Annotated in this window: 23 protein-coding genes and 1 pseudogene; 19 read left to right on the top strand and 5 right to left on the bottom strand. The window is 73.9% G+C overall.

The annotated features are described in order from the left end of the window. Window positions 1-48 precede the first annotated feature (48 nt). From PP1_RS06275 to PP1_RS06260, 5 genes and pseudogenes are all read left to right on the top strand, one after another. Window positions 49-1,686 carry an alpha/beta hydrolase gene (locus PP1_RS06275; RefSeq protein WP_139317189.1) on the top strand — a complete coding sequence of 546 codons (1,638 nt, stop codon included), beginning with the start codon at window positions 49-51 and terminating at the stop codon, window positions 1,684-1,686. A 94-nt stretch (window positions 1,687-1,780) separates the two neighbouring features. Continuing rightward, window positions 1,781-3,124, top strand: a complete 1,344-nt coding sequence (gene glnA, locus PP1_RS06270) for a type I glutamate--ammonia ligase (protein WP_010227078.1) — start codon at window positions 1,781-1,783, stop codon at window positions 3,122-3,124. 40 nt (window positions 3,125-3,164) lie between these two features. Beyond that, a pseudogene (locus PP1_RS31550) lies at window positions 3,165-3,545 on the top strand (alpha/beta fold hydrolase); the annotation flags it as partial. Window positions 3,546-3,690: 145 nt separating this feature from the next. After that, window positions 3,691-4,008 (top strand): hypothetical protein, encoded by a 318-nt coding sequence (locus tag PP1_RS06265; RefSeq protein WP_010227079.1) that lies wholly within the window; start codon window positions 3,691-3,693, stop codon window positions 4,006-4,008. A 44-nt stretch (window positions 4,009-4,052) separates the two neighbouring features. Further along, a complete protein-coding gene (locus PP1_RS06260; RefSeq protein WP_075314109.1) occupies window positions 4,053-7,088 on the top strand; it encodes a bifunctional [glutamine synthetase] adenylyltransferase/[glutamine synthetase]-adenylyl-L-tyrosine phosphorylase in 3,036 nt (1,011 codons plus the stop codon). Here PP1_RS06260 and PP1_RS06255 read toward each other — a convergent pair. After that, complete coding sequence (locus PP1_RS06255) at window positions 7,030-8,043, bottom strand: MerR family transcriptional regulator (RefSeq protein ID WP_075314110.1); 1,014 nt, start codon at window positions 8,041-8,043, stop codon at window positions 7,030-7,032. The two genes, PP1_RS06260 and PP1_RS06255, sit on opposite strands and share 59 nt — an antisense overlap. A 37-nt stretch (window positions 8,044-8,080) precedes the next feature. Between PP1_RS06255 and PP1_RS06250 the strand changes: the two genes are divergently transcribed. The 5 genes from PP1_RS06250 to PP1_RS06230 all read left to right on the top strand — a co-directional run bounded on the left by PP1_RS06250 (window position 8,081) and on the right by PP1_RS06230 (window position 11,503). Beyond that, window positions 8,081-8,968, top strand: a complete 888-nt coding sequence (locus PP1_RS06250) for a TIGR03619 family F420-dependent LLM class oxidoreductase (protein WP_075314111.1) — start codon at window positions 8,081-8,083, stop codon at window positions 8,966-8,968. Window positions 8,969-9,034: 66 nt separating this feature from the next. After that, a complete protein-coding gene (locus PP1_RS06245) occupies window positions 9,035-9,754 on the top strand; it encodes a M50 family metallopeptidase (protein WP_010230634.1) in 720 nt (239 codons plus the stop codon). Between the two features lie 24 nt (window positions 9,755-9,778). After that, window positions 9,779-10,201 (top strand): nitroreductase/quinone reductase family protein, encoded by a 423-nt coding sequence (locus PP1_RS06240; RefSeq protein ID WP_010230635.1) that lies wholly within the window; start codon window positions 9,779-9,781, stop codon window positions 10,199-10,201. Window positions 10,202-10,235: 34 nt separating this feature from the next. After that, on the top strand, window positions 10,236-10,670 hold the full coding sequence (locus PP1_RS06235) for a GlcG/HbpS family heme-binding protein (protein WP_010230636.1): 435 nt from the start codon (window positions 10,236-10,238) through the stop codon (window positions 10,668-10,670). 566 nt (window positions 10,671-11,236) lie between these two features. After that, on the top strand, window positions 11,237-11,503 hold the full coding sequence (locus tag PP1_RS06230; protein WP_010230637.1) for a GlsB/YeaQ/YmgE family stress response membrane protein: 267 nt from the start codon (window positions 11,237-11,239) through the stop codon (window positions 11,501-11,503). 90 nt (window positions 11,504-11,593) lie between these two features. Here the strand turns inward: PP1_RS06230 and PP1_RS06225 are convergent, their stop codons facing one another. Both PP1_RS06225 and glnA (PP1_RS06220) read right to left on the bottom strand, forming a co-directional pair. After that, window positions 11,594-12,073 carry a hypothetical protein gene (locus tag PP1_RS06225; RefSeq protein ID WP_010230639.1) on the bottom strand — a complete coding sequence of 160 codons (480 nt, stop codon included), beginning with the start codon at window positions 12,071-12,073 and terminating at the stop codon, window positions 11,594-11,596. Window positions 12,074-12,431: 358 nt separating this feature from the next. Beyond that, a complete protein-coding gene (gene glnA, locus PP1_RS06220) occupies window positions 12,432-13,853 on the bottom strand; it encodes a type I glutamate--ammonia ligase (protein ID WP_010230642.1) in 1,422 nt (473 codons plus the stop codon). 185 nt (window positions 13,854-14,038) lie between these two features. On the opposite strand from glnA (PP1_RS06220), the gene PP1_RS06215 reads away from it, so the two are divergent. Then, window positions 14,039-14,512, top strand: coding sequence for an RDD family protein (locus PP1_RS06215; protein WP_010230646.1), 474 nt, complete (start codon window positions 14,039-14,041; stop codon window positions 14,510-14,512). A 56-nt stretch (window positions 14,513-14,568) separates the two neighbouring features. On the opposite strand, the gene PP1_RS06210 is transcribed toward PP1_RS06215, so the two are convergent. Further along, window positions 14,569-16,413, bottom strand: coding sequence for an AMP-dependent synthetase/ligase (locus PP1_RS06210; RefSeq protein WP_010230649.1), 1,845 nt, complete (start codon window positions 16,411-16,413; stop codon window positions 14,569-14,571). A 219-nt stretch (window positions 16,414-16,632) separates the two neighbouring features. Here PP1_RS06210 and PP1_RS06205 point away from each other — a divergent pair, with 219 nt between their 5' ends. Genes PP1_RS06205 through PP1_RS06180 form a run of 6 tightly spaced genes read left to right on the top strand, consistent with a single transcriptional unit; the run spans window position 16,633 to window position 20,911 of the window. Continuing rightward, window positions 16,633-17,037 (top strand): hypothetical protein, encoded by a 405-nt coding sequence (locus PP1_RS06205; RefSeq protein WP_010230652.1) that lies wholly within the window; start codon window positions 16,633-16,635, stop codon window positions 17,035-17,037. A 1-nt stretch (window position 17,038) separates the two neighbouring features. Next, window positions 17,039-17,833 carry a metallophosphoesterase family protein gene (locus tag PP1_RS06200; protein ID WP_029239558.1) on the top strand — a complete coding sequence of 265 codons (795 nt, stop codon included), beginning with the start codon at window positions 17,039-17,041 and terminating at the stop codon, window positions 17,831-17,833. 21 nt (window positions 17,834-17,854) lie between these two features. Further along, entirely contained in the window at window positions 17,855-18,292 is a 438-nt protein-coding gene (locus tag PP1_RS06195; RefSeq protein ID WP_010230656.1) for an SRPBCC family protein, read from the top strand. A gap of 59 nt (window positions 18,293-18,351) precedes the next feature. Next, window positions 18,352-19,599, top strand: a complete 1,248-nt coding sequence (locus tag PP1_RS06190) for an ArsA family ATPase (protein ID WP_060576204.1) — start codon at window positions 18,352-18,354, stop codon at window positions 19,597-19,599. After that, the gene (locus PP1_RS06185) at window positions 19,596-19,955 is read left to right on the top strand and encodes a hypothetical protein (protein WP_075314112.1); all 360 of its coding nucleotides are present in this window, start codon (window positions 19,596-19,598) and stop codon (window positions 19,953-19,955) included. The genes PP1_RS06190 and PP1_RS06185 overlap by 4 nt, the downstream gene beginning before the upstream one ends. Then, window positions 19,952-20,911 (top strand): ROK family protein, encoded by a 960-nt coding sequence (locus PP1_RS06180; RefSeq protein ID WP_060572705.1) that lies wholly within the window; start codon window positions 19,952-19,954, stop codon window positions 20,909-20,911. The genes PP1_RS06185 and PP1_RS06180 overlap by 4 nt, the downstream gene beginning before the upstream one ends. On the opposite strand, the gene PP1_RS06175 is transcribed toward PP1_RS06180, so the two are convergent. Next, window positions 20,908-21,363 (bottom strand): hypothetical protein, encoded by a 456-nt coding sequence (locus tag PP1_RS06175; protein WP_010237164.1) that lies wholly within the window; start codon window positions 21,361-21,363, stop codon window positions 20,908-20,910. The genes PP1_RS06180 and PP1_RS06175 overlap by 4 nt on opposite strands. Window positions 21,364-21,527: 164 nt before the next feature. Here PP1_RS06175 and PP1_RS06170 point away from each other — a divergent pair, with 164 nt between their 5' ends. After that, on the top strand, window positions 21,528-22,283 hold the full coding sequence (locus PP1_RS06170) for a lysophospholipid acyltransferase family protein (RefSeq protein WP_010237167.1): 756 nt from the start codon (window positions 21,528-21,530) through the stop codon (window positions 22,281-22,283). 24 nt (window positions 22,284-22,307) lie between these two features. Then, window positions 22,308-22,826: a polyadenylate-specific 3'-exoribonuclease AS gene (locus tag PP1_RS06165; protein ID WP_010237170.1), complete on the top strand. Its 519-nt coding sequence runs from the start codon at window positions 22,308-22,310 to the stop codon at window positions 22,824-22,826. Window positions 22,827-22,835 lie beyond the last annotated feature (9 nt).

The raw sequence follows: 22,835 nt of genomic DNA, 5'->3' as shown, positions 1-22,835 counted from the left end.
AACCCCCGCGCCCGGCCACTGTCCGGGGTCGATGGCATGCTCCCCGTCATGGCCCCCCGTCTGCGCCTCCGTGGCCCCGTACCCGCGACACCGCCACCCCGGACGGGACGGCGGCGACGGCCCGGCCGGGTCGCCGGCGCGGCGGCCCTCGGTGCCGCGGCGCTGATGCTGGTGGGGGCGTGCTCCGACGTCGGGACGACGTCGAACGAGTCCCAGGCCCCGCAGAACCCGCCGGACCTGGCCCGGTTCTACGACCAGGAGCTGAGCTGGGGGCCCTGCGCCGACTACGCGCCCACCGAGGAGGACGGCCAGTCCTTCGCGGACCCGCAGTTCGACTGCACCCGGGTCACCGTCCCGCAGGACTACGCCCAGCCCGACGGCGACACCATGCAGATCGCGATGCTGCGCAAGAAGGCGACCGGCAACAAGATCGGCTCGCTGTTCGCCGACCCGGGCGGCCCGGGCGCGTCCGGCACGTCGTTCATGGCGAGCTCCGCGCCGACGTGGTCGGCGAACGGGCTGGGGGACCGGTTCGACCTGATCGGCTTCGACCCGCGCGGCACCGGCGCCAGCGAGCCGAAGATCGAGTGCCTGACCGACCAGGAGAACGACGAGGACCGCGGGCAGGTCTTCGCCGACCCGTCCCCGGCCGGCGTCGCCGCGGCCGAGGCGCGCAACAAGCAGTACGCCGACCGCTGCGCCGAGCGCACCGGTGCCGACGTGCTGGCCAACGTCGGCACCCGCGACGTCGCCAAGGACATGGACGTCATGCGGGCCGCCGTCGGCGACGAGAAGATGACCTACGCGGGCTTCTCCTACGGCACCGAGCTCGGCACCGCCTACGCCGAGGCGTTCCCGCAGAACGTGCGGGCGCTGCTGCTCGACGGGGCGATCGACCCGACGCAGACGACGCTCGACTCCAGCGTGAAGCAGAACGCCGGCTTCCAGCTGGCCTTCGACAACTTCGCCAAGGACTGCACCAGCAGGCCGAACTGCCCGCTGGGCACCGATCCCGCGCAGGCGACCCGCGCGTTCCAGACGGTCATGCAGCCGCTGATCGACAAGCCGGTCCCGACGAGCGACGGCCGCACGCTGAGCTTCAACGACGCGCAGACCGGCGTGAGCCAGGCGCTCTACGTGTCGCAGCTGTGGCCGGCGCTGCAGCAGGGCATCTCGCAGGTCGCGAACGGCAACGGCGACTTCCTGATGACGCTGGCCGACCTCTACTACGAGCGTGACCAGCAGGGCCGCTACAGCAACATGCTGGAGTCGTTCCAGGCGATCAGCTGCGTGAACCAGACGCCGCTGAAGGAGCCGTCCGAGGCGCTCGAGCTCGCGAAGCAGGCCGACGAGGCCGCCCCGTTCCGCTCGACCGGCCGTGGCCCGGTCGGTGCCCGTGACTCGTGCGCGTTCTGGCCGGTGCCGCCGACCAGCGAGCCGCACGTGCCGCAGGCCGAGGGGCTCCCGCCCGTCGTCGTGGTGTCGGTCACCGGCGACCCGGCGACGCCGTATCAGGCCGGGGTGGACCTGGCCGGCCAGCTCGGCGGCAGCCTGATCAAGGTCAACGGGAACCAGCACACCGCGTCCCTGCAGGGTGACCCGTGCGTCGACCGGCTCGCGGTCGACTACCTGGTCGACCTGAAGCTGCCCCAGGAGGGCGCCGAGTGCTCGCTGGCCCCGGCCTGACCGGGACCTGATCGGGGGTGTGCGGGTGCCCCGGACCGGGCACCCGCACACCCCGGTAACTTCCGCGTAACACGGGGTTCCTAGGCTCCGCCGCATGGACCGCCAGCAGGAGTTCGTCCTCCGCACGCTCGAGGAGCGCGACATCCGTTTCGTCCGTCTGTGGTTCACGGACGTGCTCGGTTATCTGAAGTCGGTGGCGATCGCCCCGGCCGAGCTGGAGGGTGCCTTCGCCGAGGGCATCGGGTTCGACGGATCGGCGATCGAGGGCTTCGCCCGCGTCTACGAGTCGGACATGGTCGCCAAGCCGGACCCGTCGACGTTCCAGGTCCTGCCCTGGGAGAGCGCGTCCGGCGAGCACTACTCGGCCCGGATGTTCTGCGACATCGCGATGCCGGACGGCTCGCCGTCCTGGGCCGACCCGCGGCACGTGCTCACCCGCGCGCTCAACAAGGCGGGCGAGGCCGGGTTCACCTGCTACGTGCACCCGGAGATCGAGTTCTACCTGCTCAAGAACCTGCCCGACGACGGCTCCCGGCCCACGCCGGCCGACTCCGGCGGCTACTTCGACCAGGCCAGCCACGACGTCGCCCCGCACTTCCGGCGCAACACCATCGAGACGCTCGAGTCGATGGGCATCTCGGTGGAGTTCAGCCACCACGAGGGCGGCCCCGGCCAGCAGGAGATCGACCTCCGCTACGCCGACGCGCTGACGATGGCCGACAACCTCATGACGTTCCGCTACGTCGTGAAGGAGGTCGCGCTCACCCAGGGCGTGCGGGCGTCGTTCATGCCGAAGCCGTTCTCCGAGCACCCCGGCTCGGCGATGCACACGCACTTCTCGCTGTTCGAGGGTGACCACAACGCCTTCCACGACCCGGACGACCCCTACGAGCTGTCCGCGACCGGCAAGGCGTTCGTCGCCGGGGTGCTCAAGCACGCCCGCGAGATCACCGCGGTCACGAACCAGTGGGTGAACTCCTACAAGCGGCTGATCACCGGCGGCGAGGCACCGACCGCCGTGTCGTGGGGGCACGCCAACCGGTCCGCGCTGGTCCGGGTGCCGATGTACTCGCCGGGGAAGTCGTCGTCGCGCCGCATCGAGGTCCGCACGCTCGACTCGGCCTGCAACCCCTACCTCGCCTACGCGGTGATCCTGGGCGCCGGGCTGACCGGCATCCAGAAGGGCTACGAGCTGCCCCCGGCCACCGAGGACGACGTCTGGGCCCTCACCGACACCGAGCGCAAGGCACTGGGCTACGAGCTGCTGCCGCAGAACCTGACCGAGGCGCTCGACGTCATGGAGCGGTCCGAGCTGGTCGCCGAGTACCTCGGCGAGCACGTGTTCGACTTCTTCCTGCGGAACAAGCGCGCCGAGTGGGACGCCTACCGGCGCAACGTGACGCCGCACGAGCTCGCCACCTACCTGCCGGTGCTGTAGGGCCGTCGCGCTCAGGTAAGGCTCGCCTTAGTATCGCGGCGTGGAACGCGCTGTGGTCACGGGCGGGCACGGCCTGCCGATCGGGTACGCGGAGTACGGCCCGTCGGACGGGCCGCCCGTCCTCCTGCTGCACGGGCTGTTCGGCTCGGCGGTGGTCGGGGCCGCATGGTCGGACCGGGCCGAACGGCACGGCGTCCGGCTGATCGCCGCCGAACGCCCGGGCTACGGCGTCTCGCCGCCCGCGGGGTTCGGCGCGGTCGCGGACTGGGTACCTGCCGTCGCGCCGCTGCTGGAGTGGATCGGCCGGCCGGTCGACGTCGTCGGGATCTCGGCCGGGGCGCCGTACGCCTACGCGCTCGCCGCGCTCGCGCCCGAGCGGGTCCGGGAGTGCTGGGTCCTGAGCGGGCTGCCCTACGTCCACGACGACGCCCATCCGCGGCCGCTACCCGCAGGCGTCGCTCGACGCCTGGGCGTTCTTCCGCGACGGCGACCCGCGCGACGTCGCCGCCCGGTTCGACGCCGGGCACGACCGGTTCGCCGCCGCGTTCGCCGGCCACCCGCACCTGGTGGAGGCCCTCCGGGAGATCAGTGGCCACGGATGGGCCGGCCCCGCCCGGGAGGCCGCGCTCCAGGTGCGGCCGTGGGGCTTCACCCCGTCCGACGTCGCCCGCCCGGTCACCGTCCGGCACTCCCGCGCCGACGACCAGGTGCCGTTCGACGCGGCAGAGGCCACCGTCGAGCTGATCCCCGGCGGTCGGCTCGTCGAGCAGGTCGAGCCGGGTCACCTGCCGTCGGAGACGTCGCTGGACGCGGTGTTCGCCGAGCTGACACGGCCCGGCCGGGAGGAGGCCGCCGGTACCGGCGGCCCGTGCCGCAGGCGGTAGGGGCGTCGTGACCCGGCCGTGATGGGGCAGGATCGGCGTCCGTGATGGATCGGCGCACGGGAACCTCGCTGGCCCGGCTGGGACTCCCCGGACCGGATGCGGACGCGACGCTGCGCGAGCTGGGCTGGTGGGACGGCGACGCCCCCGCCAGCGGCTGCGAGGAGATCATGTGGGCGCTCGCCCGCAGCCCCGACCGCGACCTCGCGCTGCGCGCCGTGGAGCGGCTCGCCCAGACGCCCCCCTGGCCGGAGATCGACCGCGCGCTCCGCGGTGACGCGGGCCTGCGCGGGCGGCTGTTCGCGACGCTGGGCTCCTCCACGGCGCTCGGCGACCACCTGATCACCCACCCGGACCGGTGGGCGCTGCTCGCCGACACCCCGGACCGCCGGGACCCGCCGCCGGACCTGGCCCGGCGCACCGCGCACCTGCTGCGCGCCGTCGGTGCCGATCCCGCCGCTCCGCCGCCCGGGGCGCCGGGCGGCGCCCGCGCGACCCTCACCGGAGCCGAGGCCGTCACGGCGCTGCGCACGGCCTACCGTGACGAGCTGCTCGGCCTCGCCTCCGCGGACCTGGCCGCCGTCGGGGACCCGACGCTGCCGGTGATGGAGGTCGACGACGTCGCCGCCCAGCTCGCCGACCTGGCCGAGGCCGCGCTGGCGGCGGCGCTCGCGGTCGCCGCCGCCGAGCAGGACCCGCCGGAGGAGCTGCGGCTGGCCGTGATCGGCATGGGCAAGTGCGGCGGCCGCGAGCTGAACTACGTCTCCGACGTCGACGTCATCTTCGTCGCCGAGCCCGGCGGGGAGCTCACCCAGGCGTCGACGAAGCTGGCGTCGCGGGTGATGCGGGTGGCCGGGGAGGCGTGCTTCGAGGTCGACGCGAACCTCCGCCCGGAGGGCAGGCAGGGTGCGCTCGTCCGCACCCTCGACGGGCACGTCACGTACTACAAGCGCTGGGCGAAGACCTGGGAGTTCCAGGCCCTGCTCAAGGCCCGTCCGATCGCCGGGGACCCCGCGCTCGGTGCCGCCTACGTCGAGGCGCTCTCCCCGATGGTGTGGCAGGCGTCGGCCCGCGACGACTTCGTCGCCGAGGTGCAGGCGATGCGCACCCGGGTGATCGACAACATCCCGTCGGACCAGAAGGACCGGGAGCTCAAGCTCGGCCGCGGCGGCCTGCGCGACGTCGAGTTCGCCGTCCAGCTGCTGCAGCTGGTGCACGGCCGCACCGACGACACCCTGCACTCCGGCAACACCCTGCGTGCGCTCGCCGCGCTGAGCGACGGCGGCTACGTGGGCCGCGACGACGGGGCGAACCTGGCCGCGTCGTACCGGTTCCTGCGGCTGCTGGAGCACCGGTTGCAGCTGCAGAAGCTGCGCCGCACCCACCTGCTGCCGGCGGCCGACGACACCGAGGCGCTGCGCTGGCTGGCGCGCTCGGCGCGGATCCGCCCCGACGGCCGCCGCGACGTCGTCGGGGTCCTCGTCGCGGAGTGGCAGCGCAACGCGCGGCGGGTGACGCGGCTGCACGAGAAGCTCTTCTACCGGCCGCTGCTGACCGCGGTGTCCCGGCTGGCGGGGGAGGAGGCCGACGGCGTCCTGTCCCCGGACGCGGCGAAGGCGCGGCTGTCCGCGCTGGGCTGGGCCTCGGCCGAGGGCGCGCTCGGGCACCTGCGCGCGCTCACCGGCGGGGTCTCGCGGGCGGCGTCGATCCAGCGGGCGCTGCTGCCGGTGCTGCTCGACGAGCTGTCCCAGAGCCCCGACCCGGACCGCGGGCTGCTGGCCTACCGGCGGGTGTCGGAGGCGCTGGCCGCGACCCCCTGGTACCTGCGGCTGCTGCGCGACGAGGGCGCCGTCGCGCAGCGCCTGATGACCCTGCTCGGGACGTCCGCGCTGGTCCCGGACCTGCTGCAGCGGGCGCCCGAGGTGCTGCGGATGCTCGCGATCTCCTCGGGGGTGCAGAGCCCGGAGCTGACGCGGGACCCGGCCGAGGTGTCGGTGGCGCTGCGGGCCACGGTGGCCCGGCAGTCGACGCCGGAGGCCGCGGTGGCCTCCGCGCGCTCGTACCGGCGGCACGAGATGCTGCGGATCGCCTGCGCCGACCTGCTCGGCGTGCTCGAGGTCGACGAGGTGTGCGCAGCGCTGAACTCGGTGAACGAGGCCGTGCTCGCCGCGACGCTGGACGCGGTCCTGCGGTCCGAGCCCGACGACCGGGCCACCCTCGCGGTGATCGGCATGGGCCGGTTCGGCGGCGGCGAGTCGAGCTACGGCAGCGACGCCGACGTCATGTTCGTGTGCTCCCCGGCCGAGGGCGTCGACGACCACACGGCCGTGAAGTGGGCGACGCGCGTCGTCGAACGGGTACGGCGGCTGCTCGGCTCGCCGAGCCCGGACCCGGCGCTGCCGGTCGACGCCGACCTGCGCCCCGAGGGCCGGTCCGGGCCGATGGTGCGGACCCTGTCGTCGTACCGCGAGTACTACGCCCGCTGGGGCGAGGTCTGGGAGGCGCAGGCGCTGCTGCGGGCCCGGCCGGTCGCGGGGGACCGGGCGCTCGGGCGCGAGTTCACGACGCTGATCGACCCGATCCGCTACCCGGCCGACGGGCTCCCGGCGTCGGCGGTCGTGGAGATCCGCCGGATCAAGTCCCGGGTCGACGCCGAGCGGCTGCCCCGCGGCGCGGACCGGACCACCCACACCAAGCTGGGTTCCGGCGGGCTCGCCGACGTCGAGTGGACGGTGCAGCTGCTGCAGCTGCAGCACGCCGGTGACGTCCCCGAGCTGCGGACGACCTCGACGCTCGACGGGCTGCACGAGGCCACCGAGGCCGGCCTGCTCCCCGCCGACGACGCCCGCGAGCTGGAGGAGGGCTGGCGGACCGCGACCAGCGCCCGGAACGCGATCATGCTGGTGAAGGGCAAGCCGGGGGACCAGCTCCCGCGCTCGGGGCGGGAGCTGGTCGCCGTCGCCGCGGCGCTCGGGTACCCGGCGGGCGGGGACCCTGGCGAGTTCCTCGACGACTACCGGCGCGTCACCCGGCGCGCGCGGAACGTCGTCGAGCGGGTGTTCTACGGCTGGACGGAGGACTGAGCGCCGATGAGCCGTCCACCGGGGCGGACCGCAGCGCCGCCGCGAACCACTCGAACGCCGGGATCACCGGCTCCCGGGCCGGCCAGCCGTTCAGCGTGCCGAGCAGCGCCCAGTAGCGCTCCACCCGGCGGTCCGCGAACAGCTCGACGGTGCCGGCCGCCCGGACCCGGGCCGCGGCGTCGAGCCCGGCGGCGCCCGGGATCCGCTCCAGCACCGCGGCCGCCTCGGCGCTCGCCGGGTCGACGCCCGCGGCCAGTGCGGCCCCGGCGTGCTCGGCGACGGCGGCCGGGTCGGCCTGCCGCTCCTGGTGCTCCGGCGCGGACGATCCCGCACCGGCGACGGCCATCTCCCGGACCCGGGCCGTGAAGCCCGGGTCCCGGATCAGCTCGGCCAGCTCCACCCAGGCCGACACCTGCTCCGGTGTCGGGTCGTCGGGCAGCTCCGTTGGCAGCATCCGCATCCCGTCGGCGATGCCGGCACCCGGCGCCGCCGGGTCGGTGCCGGCGAACGCCTCGGTGACGAACTCGTCGATCATGTGCTGGCGCTCGGCCGCGGACAGCCGTGCGAGGTCGTTCATCAGGGTCACGCTCCTCTCGTCGGGTTCGGTACCGGTCCGGGCGAGCAGCACGCACACCGCGCGCTGCGCCCTCAGCTCCCGGATCCGGCTCTCCAGGGCCCGTGCGTGCGCCTCCGCGATCTCGCCGACCCCCCGCCGGCGGGACAGCACGGAACGCACGTCGTCCAGGCCCAGCCCCAGCTCGCGCAGGGTCCGGACCAGGTCGAGCCGGGCCACGGCGGCCGCGTCGTACACCCGGTGGCCCGCTCCGCTGCGGGCCGAGGGCACCAGGCCCTCGTCCGACCAGAAGCGGATCGTGCGGACCGGCACCCCGGTCCGTCCGGACAGTTGCCCGATGCTCAGGACGACGGGGTGATCATGGGTGTGCGACGCGGTCACCCCGACAGCGTCGCGGGTTCCAGCCACTGGAGGTCAAGTGCGAATCGGATTCGGGATCCCGCAGTTCGGCGGGGCCGCCGCCCGGGTGGAGGAGACGATGCGGTTCGCCGCGGGTGCGGAGGAGCGCGGCGCGGCGAGCCTCTGGACGGGCGACCGGCTGCTGGCGGCCGTCGACCCGTCCGTCGGGTACGCCGGGAGCGACACGATCCCGGCCGAGTTCCGGGCGTCGCACGACCCGCTCGCGCTGCTCACCGCGGCCGCGGCGGTGACCACCCGGGTGCAGCTGGGCACGAGCACGCTGAACGCGCCGTGGTACCCGCCGGCGCTGCTGGCGCGGCACGCGCTGACCGTCGACCGGATCTCCGGGGGACGGTTGCTGCTCGGCCTGGGCACCGGCTGGTCGCCCGAGGAGTACGAGGCGGTGGGCGTCCCGATGTCCGAGCGGGGCGCCCGCCTCGACGAGGCCCTCGACGTGTTCGACGCCTGGTGGCACGACGACCCGGTCACCTACCGGGGCAAGAACGTGTCCATCGCGCTGTCGCACGTCGAGGTCAAGCCGCACGGGATCCCGGTCTACCTGGCCGGGTTCGCGCCGCGGGCGCGGCGGCGGATCGCCGAGCGGGCCGACGGCTTCCTGCCGGTGGTGACCCCGGGCGTGCCGGACCTCGGCCGGGCCGTCTCGCGGCCGTGGGCGGAGCTGCGCGCGGCCGCGGCGGACGCCGGTCGCGGTCCCGGCGCGGTCGGTGCGGTGCTGCGGGTCAACCTGCCGCCCGGGTCGACGGCCGCCGACGCGGTCGCGCTGCTGCGCCGGGTGCGGGCGGAGACGGAGATCGAGCACGCCTTCGTCGACCTCATGTACCTGGGCGCGGACTGCGGCACCGCGCTCGACCTGGCCGGGGGGATCCTGGACGCCGCCGGGTCGTGAGGCACCGGTCCGGTGCCGGGGCGACCGGCTCCCGGGGCGTTCCCGGCCGCTGGTTCACTGGACGGCGTGTCCCCGGATCCCCTGGACCTGCTGACCCGCGGCTACGACCTGGTCGCGGCGCGACCGGCGTCGCTGCTGGCGGCCGTGCTCGCCCTGGCCGTGGTCGCGTGGCGTCCGACCTGGCGGCTGACCCGGACCGCGGTGACGATCGCCCACGAGGGCGGGCACGCGCTGGTCGCGGTGCTGGTGGGCCGCGGCCTGACCGGGATCCGGCTGCACGCCGACTCCTCGGGGGTGACCTACTCGACGGGCGCCGGGCGCGGCCCCGGTGTCGTCGTGATGTTCCTGGCCGGGTACGTTTTCCCGCCGCTGCTCGGCCTCGGCGGGGCCGTGCTGGTCGCCTCCGACGCGGCGCAGGCGATGCTCTGGATCGGGGTCGCGCTGCTGGCGGCGACGCTGCTGCAGATCCGCAACCTCTACGGCGGGCTCGCCGTGGTCGTCACCGGGGCGGTGCTGGTGCTGGTCGCGCTGCGCGCCGAGGAGGACCTGCGCACCGGGTTCGCCGCCGCGCTGGCCTGGTTCCTGCTGTTCGGCGGGGTGAAGGCCTGCACCGAGCTGCGGCGCGGGCGGCGCGGAGGCCGGCTGCGGCACTCCGACGCCGACCGGCTCGCCGAGCTGACCCCGTTGTCGGGCGGGGCGTGGGCCGGGTTCTTCCTGATCGCCGCCGTGGTCGCGACGGGGGCCGCCGGTTGGGTGGTCTTCGCGCCCGGCGGCGCCCCGGCGTGAGCCGGAGCTGGAAGGATCGGCGGCATGGCAGAGGACTTCAACAGCCGGGTCATCCGCGAGTTCCGGGAGAACGACGGCCGGGTCGGTGAGCCGTTCACCGGCCTCCCGATGGTGCTGGTCCACCACGTCGGGGCGAAGAGCGGCACGGAGCGGGTCGCGCCGCTGCGCTGGTTCGCCGACGGCGACTCCTACGTCGTCGTCGCGTCCGCGGCCGGGGCGCCGAAGCACCCGGCCTGGTTCCACAACCTGATGGCGAATCCCGACGTCGTGGCCGAGATCGCCGACGGCGCGGGCACCGTCGAGACGGTCCGCGTGCACGCGAGCGAGCTCGGGACCGCCGACCGGGACCGGGTCTGGACCTGGATCAAGGACAACAACGGCGGCTTCGCCGACTACGAGCGCAAGACCGACCGGACCATCCCGCTGGTGGCGCTCACCCCGCAGTGAGCACCGGCACGTCCGGAATGGCAGGCTCGGCAGCATGACGATCACCCTCGAGCAGGCCCAGACCATCGCCGCCGCCGCGCTGAAGCACGGCACCGAGCAGGGCTTCAACCCGCTGACGGTCGCCGTGCTCGACCCGGGCGGCGCCGTCGTGACGCTGTCCCGGCAGGACGGCTCCGGGTTCCTCCGCCCCGACCTCGCGACCGGCAAGGCGAGCGGGGTCCTGGCGCTGGGCATGACCAACCGGGCGATCGCCGCGCGGGCCGCGGACTCGCCCGAGTTCTTCACCTCGGTCGCGAACCTCGCCGACGGCAAGATCCTCTCCGTGCCCGGTGGCGTGTTCGTCAAGGACGCCCAGGGGACGCTGCTCGGCGCGGTCGGCGTGACCGGGGACGCGTCGCTGAACGACGAGGCCGCCGCCGTCGCCGGGATCGAGGCCGCGGGTCTCGTCGCCGTCACCGGCGCGGAGTAACACCTCCACGACGAGCCGCACCCCCGGGCGACGAGGTCAGCCCGGGGGCGCGGAGGGGACACGGCCCTGCCGCCGAGGAAGGGCCGTGCACGTGCGTGGGCACGCGCGGACGACGGCGCGTGCGGGGTGTCGCGTGGTGGTGGCTGCGGCGCTGCGCAGTCGGGACGTCACCGTTCGTGGTCGGGCAGGTACAGCCCTCATCCGATGTGACGCGGAACACGGTGACTCGGAGTCAACCAGTCCGTTCGGGCAGTTGTCAACGCTCCCGCGAACGCGGGCGGCGAGCCGACGACTGGACCGATTCTGCGACCGTACCGTCCCGACGGACGGTGATCGGGACCGGGGGTCGCGACGCGCCGCCGTCCGGGCGCATCGGGGAGGTCCCCGATCCGGGACCAGGGACACCGGATCGGGTACGAGGGTGTTTCCGCGATGCCGATGTGACCTGTGACGGCTACCGTCAGCCACGTTTCGACCGGCGGCCGGTTGGTCACTCGTTGTCCAGGTCGGCCGCACGGCCGCCACAAGGTCCGTCGGGGGACGGTCCGGAACAAGGAGGAAACGTCATGCTGTGGACCATTCTCGGGTGGATCGTCCTGGGTCTCGTCGCGGGCTTCATCGCCCGTGCCGTCGTCCCGGGCAAGGACGACATCGGGATCCTGCGCACGATCCTGCTGGGTATCGTCGGCTCGTTCGTCGGTGGTGCGCTGGCCAGCATCTTCACCGGCTTCAGCAGCTTCTCGCCGTCGAGCTGGATCGGCTCGATCATCGGCGCGATCATCGTGCTCGTGGTCTACAACCAGATCACGGGGCGCAAGAAGATCGGCCGCTGAGCCACACCGCCGGCACCACGGCGCCGTCCGGATCCGTCCGGGCGGCGCCGTCGTGTGTGCAGGGCCGGATCGTGGACCGCGGGGGAGCGGTCAGAGCCGCTCGGCGCCGTCGGGCCAGACGACGGTGACGGGGATCCCGAGGTCGCGGGCCTCGCGCACGGTGTCCCCGGTGCCACCCCTTCCGTCGGGCGGGGCCCCGTCCCAGACGGCGACGAGCAGGCCGACGTCGTCGAGCACGGCCCGTCCGGCGGCGGCGTAGGCGTCGCGGTCCGCGGTGCCGAACGGCAGCACCCGCACCTCCGCCGCGCGGGCGTGGAGCCGCTCGAACTCGTCGCGGTTCCCGGGCTCGACCTTGCTGCGCCGGTAGTCCTCGGAGGGCAGCACGACGACGAGGTCGCCGCCGGCGTCGAGGACCGCGTCGGCGAACAGCTGGTCCGCGCCGCGGGCGAGGCACGACACCCCGACCAGCGGGGCCGGGTGCGACCGGAGCTCGTCACGGAGGGCGGCGGCGACCAGCGGCACCGAGGCGGGGGTGAGCTTCGAGTGCCCGGTGATCCCGAGACGGGGCATGTCAGACGGTCCTTCCGTGGGTGGCGAGACGAGATCGAACGCACGGCAGCGGGCCCGGGAGTGCAACGCGCAGCGCGTGTTCCGGCTCGACCATCTCTGCACCTCCCCGCCCGGTCGCGACGGGATGGTAGCGGCGGGCCGACGGTGTCGATCTCCAGTTGCGCGGATCTGCTCCCGGTCGCCCTCCGGGGCTGCGGTGTCGGACGCCTCCCCACGATCTCTCTCCTGCCCGAGCCTCGTCCCGGGCACGACGAAGGCCCGGTGCTCCCGTCCGGGGACAGGAACACCGGGCCTTCGAGGTCTGACGGCCTGATCACGGCCGCCCGACGAGGATCACCAGGTCGGGAGGCCGTTCCGATCACACGTCGTAGTACAGGGCGAACTCGTACGGGTGCGGGCGCAGCCGCAGCGGGTCGATCTCGTTCTCCCGCTTGTACTGGATCCAGGTCTCGATCAGGTCCGGGGTGAACACGCCGCCCTCGAGCAGGTAGTCGTGGTCCTCCTCGAGCTTGTCGATGACGGCGCCGAGGCTGCCCGGGACCTGCGCGATGTCCTTGGCCTCCTCCGGCGGGAGCTCGTACAGGTCCTTGTCGATCGGCGCCGGCGGCTCGATCTTGTTCTTGATCCCGTCGAGGCCGGCCATCAGCATCGCCGAGAAGGCGAGGTACGGGTTGCCGGACGAGTCGGGGCAGCGGAACTCGATGCGCTTGGCCTTCGGGCTGTCACCGGACAGCGGGATCCGGATGCAGGCCGAGCGGTTCCGGGCCGAGTAGACCAGGTTGACCGGCGCCTCGAAGCCCGGGACCAGGCGGTGGTAGGAGTTCACCGTCGGGTTGGTGAACGCCAGCAGCGACGGGGCGTGGTGCAGCAGGCCGCCGATGTAGTAGCGCGCGGTGTCGGACAGGCCGCCGTAGCCGGACTCGTCGTGGAAGAGCGGCTGGCCGTCCTTCCAGAGCGACTGGTGGACGTGCATGCCCGAGCCGTTGTCGCCGAACAGCGGCTTCGGCATGAAGGTCGCGGTCTTGCCGTTCTGCCACGCCACGTTCTTCACCAGGTACTTGAAGAGCATGATGTCGTCGGCCGCGCTGAGCAGGGTGTCGAACTTGTAGTTGATCTCCGCCTGCCCGGCGGTGCCGACCTCGTGGTGCTCGCGCTCCACCTCGAAGCCCGACTCCTGCATGGTGCTGACGATGTCGGCACGCAGGTCGGCGTAGTGGTCGACCGGCGGGACGGGGAAGTAGCCGCCCTTGTAGTTGACCTTGTAGCCCAGGTTCCCGCCGACCTCGTCGCGGCCGGTGTTCCACCAGCCCTCGGCGGAGTCGATGTGGTGGTACGCCTGGTGCGGGTCGGTGCCGAAGCGGATCGAGTCGAAGACGTAGAACTCGGCCTCGGGCGCCATGAACGCGGTGTCGGCGATGCCCGACGCGGCCAGGTACTCCTCGGCCTTGCGTGCGACGTTGCGCGGGTCACGGGAGTAGGGCTCACCGGTGACCGGGTCGTGCACGAAGAAGTTGACGTTCAGCGTCTTGTGCTTGCGGAACGGGTCGACGCGCGCGGTCGTGGTGTCCGGGTACAGCGCCATGTCGGACTCGTTGATCGCCTGGAAACCGCGGACGGAGGAACCGTCGAACGCGGCACCGTTCTCCAGGAGGTCGCCGGCCGTCTTGGCGGGGACGGTGAGGTGCTGCATGACGCCGGGCAGGTCGCAGAACCTGATGTCGACGTACTCGACCTTCTCGTCCGAGATGTACTTGAGTACCTCTTCGGCGTTGCTGAACACTCTCTCGGGCTCCTTCAATCGCTGGTGGAGATCGTGGGTGACGGTAGGAGGACCGTGTTGCTCACCCATCACTCACCTGTTTCACCGACGTTAACTGACCGGCGCGCGACGCCGATCACATTCGTGCCGGATGTCCGGTACCCGTCGGCGGCGGCGCTGTCGATGTGGCGCCTAGGCTAGAAGCCATGGCCCGCTGGATCGAGTCCTGGCAGCCCGGTTCACCCTCCGGGAGCGGCGCCGACCCGGGCGGACACCGGGGGAAGCAGTTCGGGTTACCCGCGTCGGGGCACTACTCGGTCGCGGGCTTCGGCCGCCGTCTGCTCGGCGTGTGCCTCGACTGGCTGCTGGCCTACCTGCTGGTCCTGCTCGTCGCCGGGAGCGCGGCGATCGGCACGTCCGACTTCGGCTGGTGGATCCTCGGCACCTGGTTCGTGATCACCGTGCTGACGGTGGCGGTCCTCGGTGGCAGCCCCGGGCACCTCGCGCTCGGCATGCGGGTGGCCCGCACCGACATGGCGCAGCAGGTGGGCGTGCCGAAGGCGCTGGTCCGGACCGCGATGATCGCGGTCGTCCTGCCGCCGTTCTTCCTCGACTCCGACGGCCGTGGCTGGCACGACCGGGCGAGCACGACGATCGTCGTCCGGACCGTCCGCGCCTGACCGGACCCGCCCGGCCCGGACCCGCCTGCGGCCCGGCGGGCCGCAGGCGGGAGGTGTCAGCTCCGGTCGGCCGTGGAGCCGGAGTAGAGCGCCTCGATGTCGTCGGCGTAGGAGTCGAGGACGACCTTGCGCTTGACCTTCATCGTCGGCGTCAGCTCGCCGCCGGCCTCGGTGAAGTCGGTCGGCAGGATCCGGAACTTGCGGATCTGCTCGGCGCGCGACACCGCCTGGTTGGCCTCCTCGACCGCCGCGGCGACCTCGCCGCGCAGCTCCGGGTCGTCGATCAGGTCGGCCGCGGACGCACCGTCCCCGGCCGGCTTGCCGTTGCGCTCGCGCCAGCCCGGCAGGGCCTCCGGGTCGATCGTGACCAGCGCGGAGATGAAGGGCTTCTGGTCGCCGAGCACGATGCACTGCCCGACCAGCGGGTGTGCCCGCAGCCGGTCCTCGAGCACCGCGGGCGCGACGTTCTTCCCGCCGGCGGTGACGATGATCTCCTTCTTCCGGCCGGTGATCGTCACGAAGCCGGCGTCGTCGATCTCGCCGATGTCGCCGGAGTGGAACCAGCCGTCCTGCTCGAGGGCCTCCTTGCTGGCCTCCTCGTTGTTCCAGTAGCCGCGGAAGACGATGTCGCCACGGAGCAGGATCTCGCCGTCCTCGGCGATCCGGGCCGCGCAGCCGGGCACCGGGCGGCCGACCGAGCCGACCCGCTGCGCGTCGAGCGTGTTCAGGGTGATGCCGGCCGAGGTCTCGGTCAGGCCGTAGCCCTCCAGGACGGGCAGGCCGATGCCGCGGAAGAAGTGGCCGAGGCGGGCGCCCAGCGGCGCCGAGCCGGACACGGCCGCCCGGACGTTCCCGCCGACGGCGGCGCGCAGCTTGCCGTAGACGAGCTTGTCGAACAGCGCGTGCCGGGCCTTGAGCAGCAGGCCGGGGCCGCCGGCGTCGAGCGCCTCGGAGTAGGCGATCGCGGTGTCCGCGGCCGTGTCGAAGATCTTGCCCTTGCCGTCGTTGTGGGCCTTGAGCCGCGCGCCGTTGTAGACCTTCTCGAACACCCGCGGCACCGCGAGCAGGAAGGTCGGGCGGAACTCGGCCAGGTCGGGCAGGAGGTTCTTGACGTCGGGGCTGTGCCCGACCGTCGTCCGGCTGGTCAGCGCGCCGCACTGGATCGCCTTGCCGAACACGTGCGCGAGCGGGAGGAACAGCAGCACCGACCCGCCGGCGGCGAGCAGGTCCGGGACCGTCGCGGTGATGGTCCGGCACTCGGTGAGCAGGTTCCGGTGGGTGAGCTCGCAGCCCTTGGGCCGGCCCGTCGTGCCCGAGGTGTAGATCAGCGTGCACAGGTCGTCGGCGCGGACGCCGCCCCGGCGCTCGTGGACGACGTCGTCGGACGTGTCGGAGCCGAGCCCGCCGAGCTGTTCCACGGCCGACGGCGAGTCCGGCGCCGCCGCGGACGGCTCCATCTGCCAGACGTGGCGCAGGCCCGGCAGGTCCGCGCGGACCTTCTCGACCGACGCCGCGTGCTCGGCCGTCTCGACGACGATCGCGACGGCGCCCGAGTCCGAGAGGATCCAGCCGATCTGGTCCGGTGACGACGTCTCGTAGATGGGCACGGTCACGGCACCGGCGGCGAGGATCGCGTAGTCGAACAGCGTCCACTCGTAGCGGGTGCGGGACAGCAGGGCGATCCGGTCACCGGCCTGCACGCCGGCGGCGACGAGACCGGCGGCGAGCCGGGTCACCTGCTCGGCGAACTCCCGGGCGGTGACCTCGGTCCAGGCACCGGTGGCGTCCTTGCGCCGGTAGAGGACGTCCGTGGGATGCTCCGCGGCGTTGGTGAAGACGGCGTCGGAGAGCGACTCCTCGGCTCCCACCGACACCTTCGCGGGGACGCTGTACTCACGCACGGGGATCGACCTCCTGGCGGCCTCGACAGGGCATGGCGCTCGGTCCGGTACCGGTGACGGGCACCGGTGCCGACCTGCTGGAGCCCGAACCTACCGGTAAGTAGGGGTCGAGTACATCGAATCGGGCATTACGGATGCGGAACGGTCACCGACGGCCGTGCCGCGGGCGGCACGGTACCCCCGTCGGCGTACCGCGGGGCGGGTGGCACGCTGGCCGGTGTGCCGGCGGTGGACGTGATCGACGAGACGTTCCTGGCCGTGCCCCGTGAGCGGGTGGCGGCCGAGTTCGCCGACCCGTCGCGGTGGCCGTCGTACTGGCCGGACCTGCGGCCCGAGATCGCGCACGACCGCGGTCCGTCCGGGCTCCGCTGGACCGTCACCGGAGCCATGACCGGGACCATGGAGGTCTGGTGCGAGGAGGTGCTCGACGGCACCGTCCTGCACTTCTTCCTGCGCGCCGACCCGTCGGGGCCCGGTCCCGGCGGCGGGCGGCTGCGCCGTGCCCGGTGGAACCGGGCGGAGACCGACCGCAGGCACCGGGCGTTCAAGGCGCACGCCTTCGCGCTCAAGCGCCGCCTCGAGGGCGGGCGTCCGGCCGGTGTCGCGCCGGCGGGGGAGTCCTGACGTGCGGGTGCACGTCGTCTCCGACGTCCACGGCAACGCCGGGGCGCTCGCCCGGGCCGCCGACGGTGCGGACGGCCTGATCGTCCTCGGCGACCTGCTGGAGTTCATCGACTACCGCGACCCGGAGAACGGCATCGTCTCCCGGCTGCTGGGCACCGGGGTCGCCGCCGAGTTCGGCCGGATGCGCCGGATCGGGGCGCCCCGCGCGCAGATGCTCGGCCTCCTGGAGCGCTCCTGGGCGCGGTTCGCCGACCCGGCCGCGGCGGTCGAGGAGGCCGTTGCCGAGCAGTACGCCGAGCTGTTCGGGGTGCTGTCCGGGCTCGGCGTCCCGGTCTGGGCGATCCCCGGCAACGTCGACATGCCGCACGCCTGGCCCGAGGCCGACGGCGTCACCGCCGCGGACGGCCGGGTGATCGAGATCGGGGGCGTGCGCGTCGGGTTCCTCGGCGGGGTGCCGCTGCCACCCGGTGTCGACCCGCGCCGCAACGGCCCGTGGCGACCGCACTTCCTCGGCCACGACGAGTGGACCGCCCGGCTCGACGCGCTGGGGCCCGCCGACGTGCTCTGCACGCACGTCCCGCCGGAGCACCCCGCGCTCACCTACGACGTCGTGACCCGCCGTGCGGAGATCGCCAGCCGCCCGCTCGCCGGGCGGATCGCGGCCGAGCAGCCGTCGCACGCGCTGTTCGGGCACGTCCACCAGCCGCTGCACCGCCGCGCGCGGATCGGGCGCACCGAGTGCGTGAACGCGGGACACTTCCGCGCGCTGCAACGGCCCTACGTGCTGTGGACCTAGGTACCGGATAGCCTCCCCGCCATGGCCGACGCGACCACGTCCTCGATCCACATCGACGCCCCGCCGGACCAGGTGATGGCGGTCATCGCGGACTTCGAGTCGTACCCGGAGTGGACCGACCAGATCACCGCCGTCGAGATCCTGGACCCGGGCGCCGGGGAGCGGGCGAGGCAGGTCCAGTTCTCGATGGACGCCGGCGCGATCAAGGACTCCTACACCCTCGACTACGACTGGGCGGACGACGACCGCTCGGTGTCCTGGACGCTGGTCAAGGGCGGGATCCAGAAGGCGCAGGACGGCGCCTACCGCCTGGATCCCGACGCCGGCGGCACCACCGTCACCTACGAGCTCTCGGTCGAGGTGAACTTCCCGATGATCGGGATGCTCCGCCGCAAGGCCGAGAAGGTGATCATCGACGCGGCGCTGAAGGGTCTCAAGCGGAGGGTCGAGAAGAGCTGACACGCCGGTGATCGGTGCCGGTCGGCGGTCACCCACCGGCGATCGATACCCTCCGCTCCGTGCGCGTCGTGCTGTTCACCGGCAAGGGCGGGGTCGGCAAGACCACCCTCGCCGCGGCCACCGCCGCGCTGATCGCGGGCTCCGGCCGGTCCGCGCTGGTCGTCTCCACCGATCCCGCGCACTCCCTCGGTGACGCCCTCGGCACCGACCTCGGCGCCGAGCCCACGAAGGTCGCCGACCACCTGTGGGGCGCCCACATCGAGGCCCGGCACCTGCTCGAGGGCGCCTGGGGCGACCTGCAGGACCACCTGCGCACCCTGCTCGCCGGGGCCGGTGTCGACGAGCTGGTCGCCGACGAGCTCACCGTCCTGCCCGGCGTCGAGGACCTCCTCGCGCTGGTCGAGGTGCAGCGGTTCGCCGACTCCGGCGAGTACGACGTCGTCGTCGTCGACTGCGGCCCGACCGCCGAGACGCTCCGGCTGCTCACCCTCCCCGAGGCGCTGTCGGGCTACCTGGAGCGCCTGTTCCCGGCGCACCGCCGCGCCGTGCGCGGCCTGGTCGCGAACCTCGCGGGCGCCCGCAACGACGGTGGCGGCTGGGACCGCACGGTCGCCGCGCTGGGGGCGCTCGCCGACCAGCTCACCGGGCTGCGCGAGCTGCTCGCCGACCGCACCCGCACCTCGATCCGGCTGGTCCTCACCCCGGAGCGGGTGGTCGCGGCCGAGACCCGCCGCACGCTGACCGCGCTCGCCCTGCACGAGCTGCGGGTGGACGCCCTGATGGCGAACCGGGTGATGCCCGGCCCGCCGCCGTCGCTGCGCGGCCCCGCGGCGCGCTGGCTGCGGGAGCGGGCGACCGAGCAGCAGGCGGTGCTGGGCGAGCTGTCGGAGCTGGGGGCGGACGTGCCCGTCACCGTGGTGCGCTACACCGCCGCCGAGCCGACCGGCGTCGAGTCGCTGCGCGAGCTCGCCCGGTCCGTCTACCACGACACCGACCCGGCCGGGGCGCCCGAGGACGCGCCGCCGCGCCCGCTGATGGAGCTCCGCCGCACGTCCGGGCACGGGGTCTCCACGGACACCGAGTTCGAGCTCGACGTCGCGCTGCCCGGCGCCCAGGACGCCCCGCTGGACCTCGCCCGCGTCGGCGACGACATGGTCGTCGGGATCGGGTTCTCCCGGCGGGTGGTGTCGCTGCCCTCGGTCCTGCGCCGCTGCGAGGCCACCGGCGCCCGGCTGGAGGGTTCCGGAGCCGCCGCCCGGCTCGTGATCAGCTTCGTGCCCGATCCGGGCACCTGGATGACCTCGTGACGGATGGCTGCGGCGCCCACGCGGGCATCCCGGACGACCTGCGGGTCACCGCACGCCAGGTGCTGGAACGGCTGCGGTCGGCCGTCGAGCCGCTGGCCGCGGCCGGTGACGGCCCGCCCGAGCCGGGCTCGGCCGGTGCCTGCACCGCCTGCCCGGTGTGCGCGGTGCTGGCCGCGCTGCGTGGCGAGCGGTCCGAGCTGGCGGCGAACCTGGCCGAGCACGCCACCGGCCTGATCACGGCGCTGCTCGCGGCGCTGGAGGAGCCCGCGCCGCCGCCGGCCCGGCCCGCCCCCCACGACCGGCACCGCCCGCACGGTGGCCGCTCCGTGCAGCGGATCGTGGTGCACAGGACGTGACCCGCGACCTCACCATCGGGGTCGACGTCGGCGGGACCAGCGTGCGGGCGGGTGTGGTCGACGCCGACGGCGAGGTGCTCGACACCGCCGCCGCGCCCACCCCGCGCACCGACGACGCCCTGGAGGCGGCGATCGCCGGCGCCGTCGACGAGCTCCGCAGGCGGCACCGGGTGCGCGCCGCGGGCCTCGCGCTGGCCGGGTTCGTCGACGCCCCGCGCGGGCTCGTCCGCTACGCCCCGCACCTGTCGTGGCGGGACGCGCCGGTCGCCGAGCGCGTCTCGGCGCGGCTGGGCGGGCTGCCGGTCGTCGTCGAGCACGACGCCAACTCCGCCGCGCTGGCCGAGCGTCGCTACGGGGCGGCCGCGGGGGCGGGCACGGTCGTGCTGATCGCGCTCGGTACCGGGATCGGCGGGGCACTGCTGCTCGGGGGCGAGCTGTACCGCGGCGCGCACGGCGTCGCCCCGGAGCTGGGGCACCTGCGGGTCGTCCCGGACGGGCGGGCCTGCCCGTGCGGCAAGCGCGGGTGCTGGGAGCGCTACTGCAGCGGCACCGCGCTGGCCACCACGGCGCTGGAGATGATCTCGGCCGGTGACGCGCCGGGGCCGTCGGTGCTGGTCCGGGAGGCCGCCAGGGACCCGGGTTCGATCACCGGCAAGCGGGTCGCCGGCGCCGCGCGGGAGGGCGACCCGGTGGGCCGTGCCGCGGTCGCCGACCTCGGGCGGTGGCTGGGGGAGGGGCTGTCGCTGGTGGCCGACGTGTTCGACCCGGACCTCGTCGTCGTCGCGGGTGGGGTGTCGAGCTCGGCGCCGCTGTTCCTCGACGCCGCCCGCGAGCACTACGGCCGGATCGTGACCGGCGCCGGCAACCGGCCGCTGGCCCGGATCCGCACCGCCCAGCTCGGCATCTCGGCCGCCGTCGTGGGCGCGGCGACGCTCGCGCGGGAGGCCACCGGCTAGAGCCGGGACCCGTCGTCGAACGGGTCGGGGTCGTCGCCGCGGTCGGGGGTCCACAGCCGCAGCATCAGCCAGGTCAGCCCGGCCGCGATCAGGACCAGCCCCAGCGGCAGCGGCCAGGTGCCGCCGACGCCGAGCAGGCCCGGGGTGACGCAGAGCAGCAGGCCGAGGAGGATCAGCCCCCCGCCGACGACGGCGGGCGGGCCCGGCCGGGGCAGCGGTGGCGGCTCGGGCGGGTGGTAGTGGTCGTCCTCGGGCTCGGACGCCGGTCCCGGACGGTGCACCGGCCGGTCACCCGACGGCGGCGTGGACGGTGGCGTGGACGGTGGCGCGGACTCGGCAGGCTCGGCGCGGTCCGACGGCCAGTCCGGCACCGAGCCCTCGCTGCGCCAGCCCGCGACGATCGACTCGAACTCGTCCTCCGGTCGGTCACCCCGGCCGTGTGCTGGGTCCATGCCCGTTCCTTCCCCGGCTCGTACCGCCGCCCATCCTGTCACGCCCGGACCGCCCGGCCGTCCCTGTGTCGCGGTGCGGGGAGGGGGTGACCACGGCCCCGTTGTGAGGAGCGCGGGACGCTCCGTAGGCTGACGCCGCGAAGTCGGTAGGGAGGCAGCGCAGGGTGCTGTACTGGTGGTCCAAGTTCGTGCTGCTCGGCCCGTTGATGCGGCTGTTCTGCCGACCCGAGGTCCGGGACGCGGAGCGCGTCCCCGCGAACGGTGGGGCGATCCTCGCCAGCAACCACCTCGCCGTCGCCGACTCGTTCTTCCTGCCGCTGATGCTGCCGCGGCGGGTCACGTTCCTCGCGAAGCGCGAGTACTTCACCGAGCCGGGCCTGCGCGGCTGGTTCAAGAAGGTGTTCTTCACCGGCGTCGGGCAGGTGCCGGTGGACCGCTCCGGCGGGTCCGCGGCCCGGGCGGCGATGGACACCGCGGTGCGGCTGCTCGGTGAGGGGAAGCTGCTCGGGATCTACCCGGAGGGCACCCGCTCGCCCGACGGCAAGCTCTACAAGGGCAAGACCGGCGTGGCCCGGATGGCGCTGGAGGCCGGCGTCCCGGTGATCCCGGTGGCCATGGTCGGCACCGACCGGGTCAACCCGATCGGCTCGAAGATGTGGCGCCCGCGCAAGGTCAAGATCGTGATCGGGGAGCCGCTGGACTTCTCCCGGTACGAGGGCATGGCGGGGGACCGGTTCATCGAGCGGTCGATGACCGACGAGATCATGTACTCGCTGATGGAGCTGTCCGGCCAGACCTACGTGGACCTGTACGCCGCGTCGGTGAAGGAGAAGGCCGCGTCGGGCGCTCCGCCGCCCGCGCCGTCCCGCTCGTCCGGTCAGCGGCCGGACGCCCACGTGCCCGACTCCCGCGCCAGCTGAGCACCGGGGTACACAGGTCGGACCATGCGCTTCTTCTACGACTGCGAGTTCATCGAGGACGGCACCACCATCGAGCTGGTGTCGATCGGCATCGTCGGTGAGGACGGCCGCGAGTTCTACGCGGTCTCCACCGAGTTCGACCCCGGCCGGGCCGGCAAGTGGGTGCGCGCGAACGTGCTGCCCAAGCTGCCGTCGCCGTCGTCCCGGGCGTGGATGTCACGCTCCCGGATCCGCGACGAGGTCCTGGAGTTCTGCACCTCGGCCCCCGGCGACGTCGAGCTGTGGGCCTGGATCGCCGCCTACGACCACGTCGCGCTCTGCCAGCTCTGGGGCGCCATGCCCGCGCTGCCGCGGTCGATGCCGCGGTTCACCCGCGAGCTGCGCCAGCGCTGGGAGGACGCCGGCCGGCCCACCCTGCCCCCGCCGCCGCGGGAGGCGCACGACGCGCTCGCCGACGCCCGGCACAACCTGCGCCGCTGGGAAGTGATCGCGGAGACCCTCGGCACGGGGGCCGGGGCTCCCGCACCGGGGGCGCGGGCCTAGTCTGGTCGG

It is taken from the genome of Pseudonocardia sp. P1 (assembly GCF_000178675.2).
In the GTDB taxonomy this organism is placed as follows: Bacteria; Actinomycetota; Actinomycetes; order Mycobacteriales; family Pseudonocardiaceae; genus Pseudonocardia.
This window is presented reverse-complemented; position numbering and strand designations above follow the sequence as displayed.

What these genes read in the sequence shown, in the direction of transcription:
- PP1_RS06275 (WP_139317189.1), top strand. Translation starts at nt 49, where the DNA reads ATGGCCCCCCGTCTGCGCCTCCGTGGCCCCGTACCCGCGACACCGCCA.
- glnA (WP_010227078.1), top strand. Translation starts at nt 1,781, where the DNA reads ATGGACCGCCAGCAGGAGTTCGTCCTCCGCACGCTCGAGGAGCGCGAC.
- PP1_RS06260 (WP_075314109.1), top strand. Translation starts at nt 4,053, where the DNA reads ATGGATCGGCGCACGGGAACCTCGCTGGCCCGGCTGGGACTCCCCGGA.
- PP1_RS06240 (WP_010230635.1), top strand. Translation starts at nt 9,779, where the DNA reads ATGGCAGAGGACTTCAACAGCCGGGTCATCCGCGAGTTCCGGGAGAAC.
- PP1_RS06235 (WP_010230636.1), top strand. Translation starts at nt 10,236, where the DNA reads ATGACGATCACCCTCGAGCAGGCCCAGACCATCGCCGCCGCCGCGCTG.
- PP1_RS06230 (WP_010230637.1), top strand. Translation starts at nt 11,237, where the DNA reads ATGCTGTGGACCATTCTCGGGTGGATCGTCCTGGGTCTCGTCGCGGGC.
- PP1_RS06225 (WP_010230639.1), bottom strand. Translation starts at nt 12,073, where the DNA reads ATGCCCCGTCTCGGGATCACCGGGCACTCGAAGCTCACCCCCGCCTCG.
- PP1_RS06215 (WP_010230646.1), top strand. Translation starts at nt 14,039, where the DNA reads ATGGCCCGCTGGATCGAGTCCTGGCAGCCCGGTTCACCCTCCGGGAGC.
- PP1_RS06195 (WP_010230656.1), top strand. Translation starts at nt 17,855, where the DNA reads ATGGCCGACGCGACCACGTCCTCGATCCACATCGACGCCCCGCCGGAC.
- PP1_RS06175 (WP_010237164.1), bottom strand. Translation starts at nt 21,363, where the DNA reads ATGGACCCAGCACACGGCCGGGGTGACCGACCGGAGGACGAGTTCGAG.
- PP1_RS06165 (WP_010237170.1), top strand. Translation starts at nt 22,308, where the DNA reads ATGCGCTTCTTCTACGACTGCGAGTTCATCGAGGACGGCACCACCATC.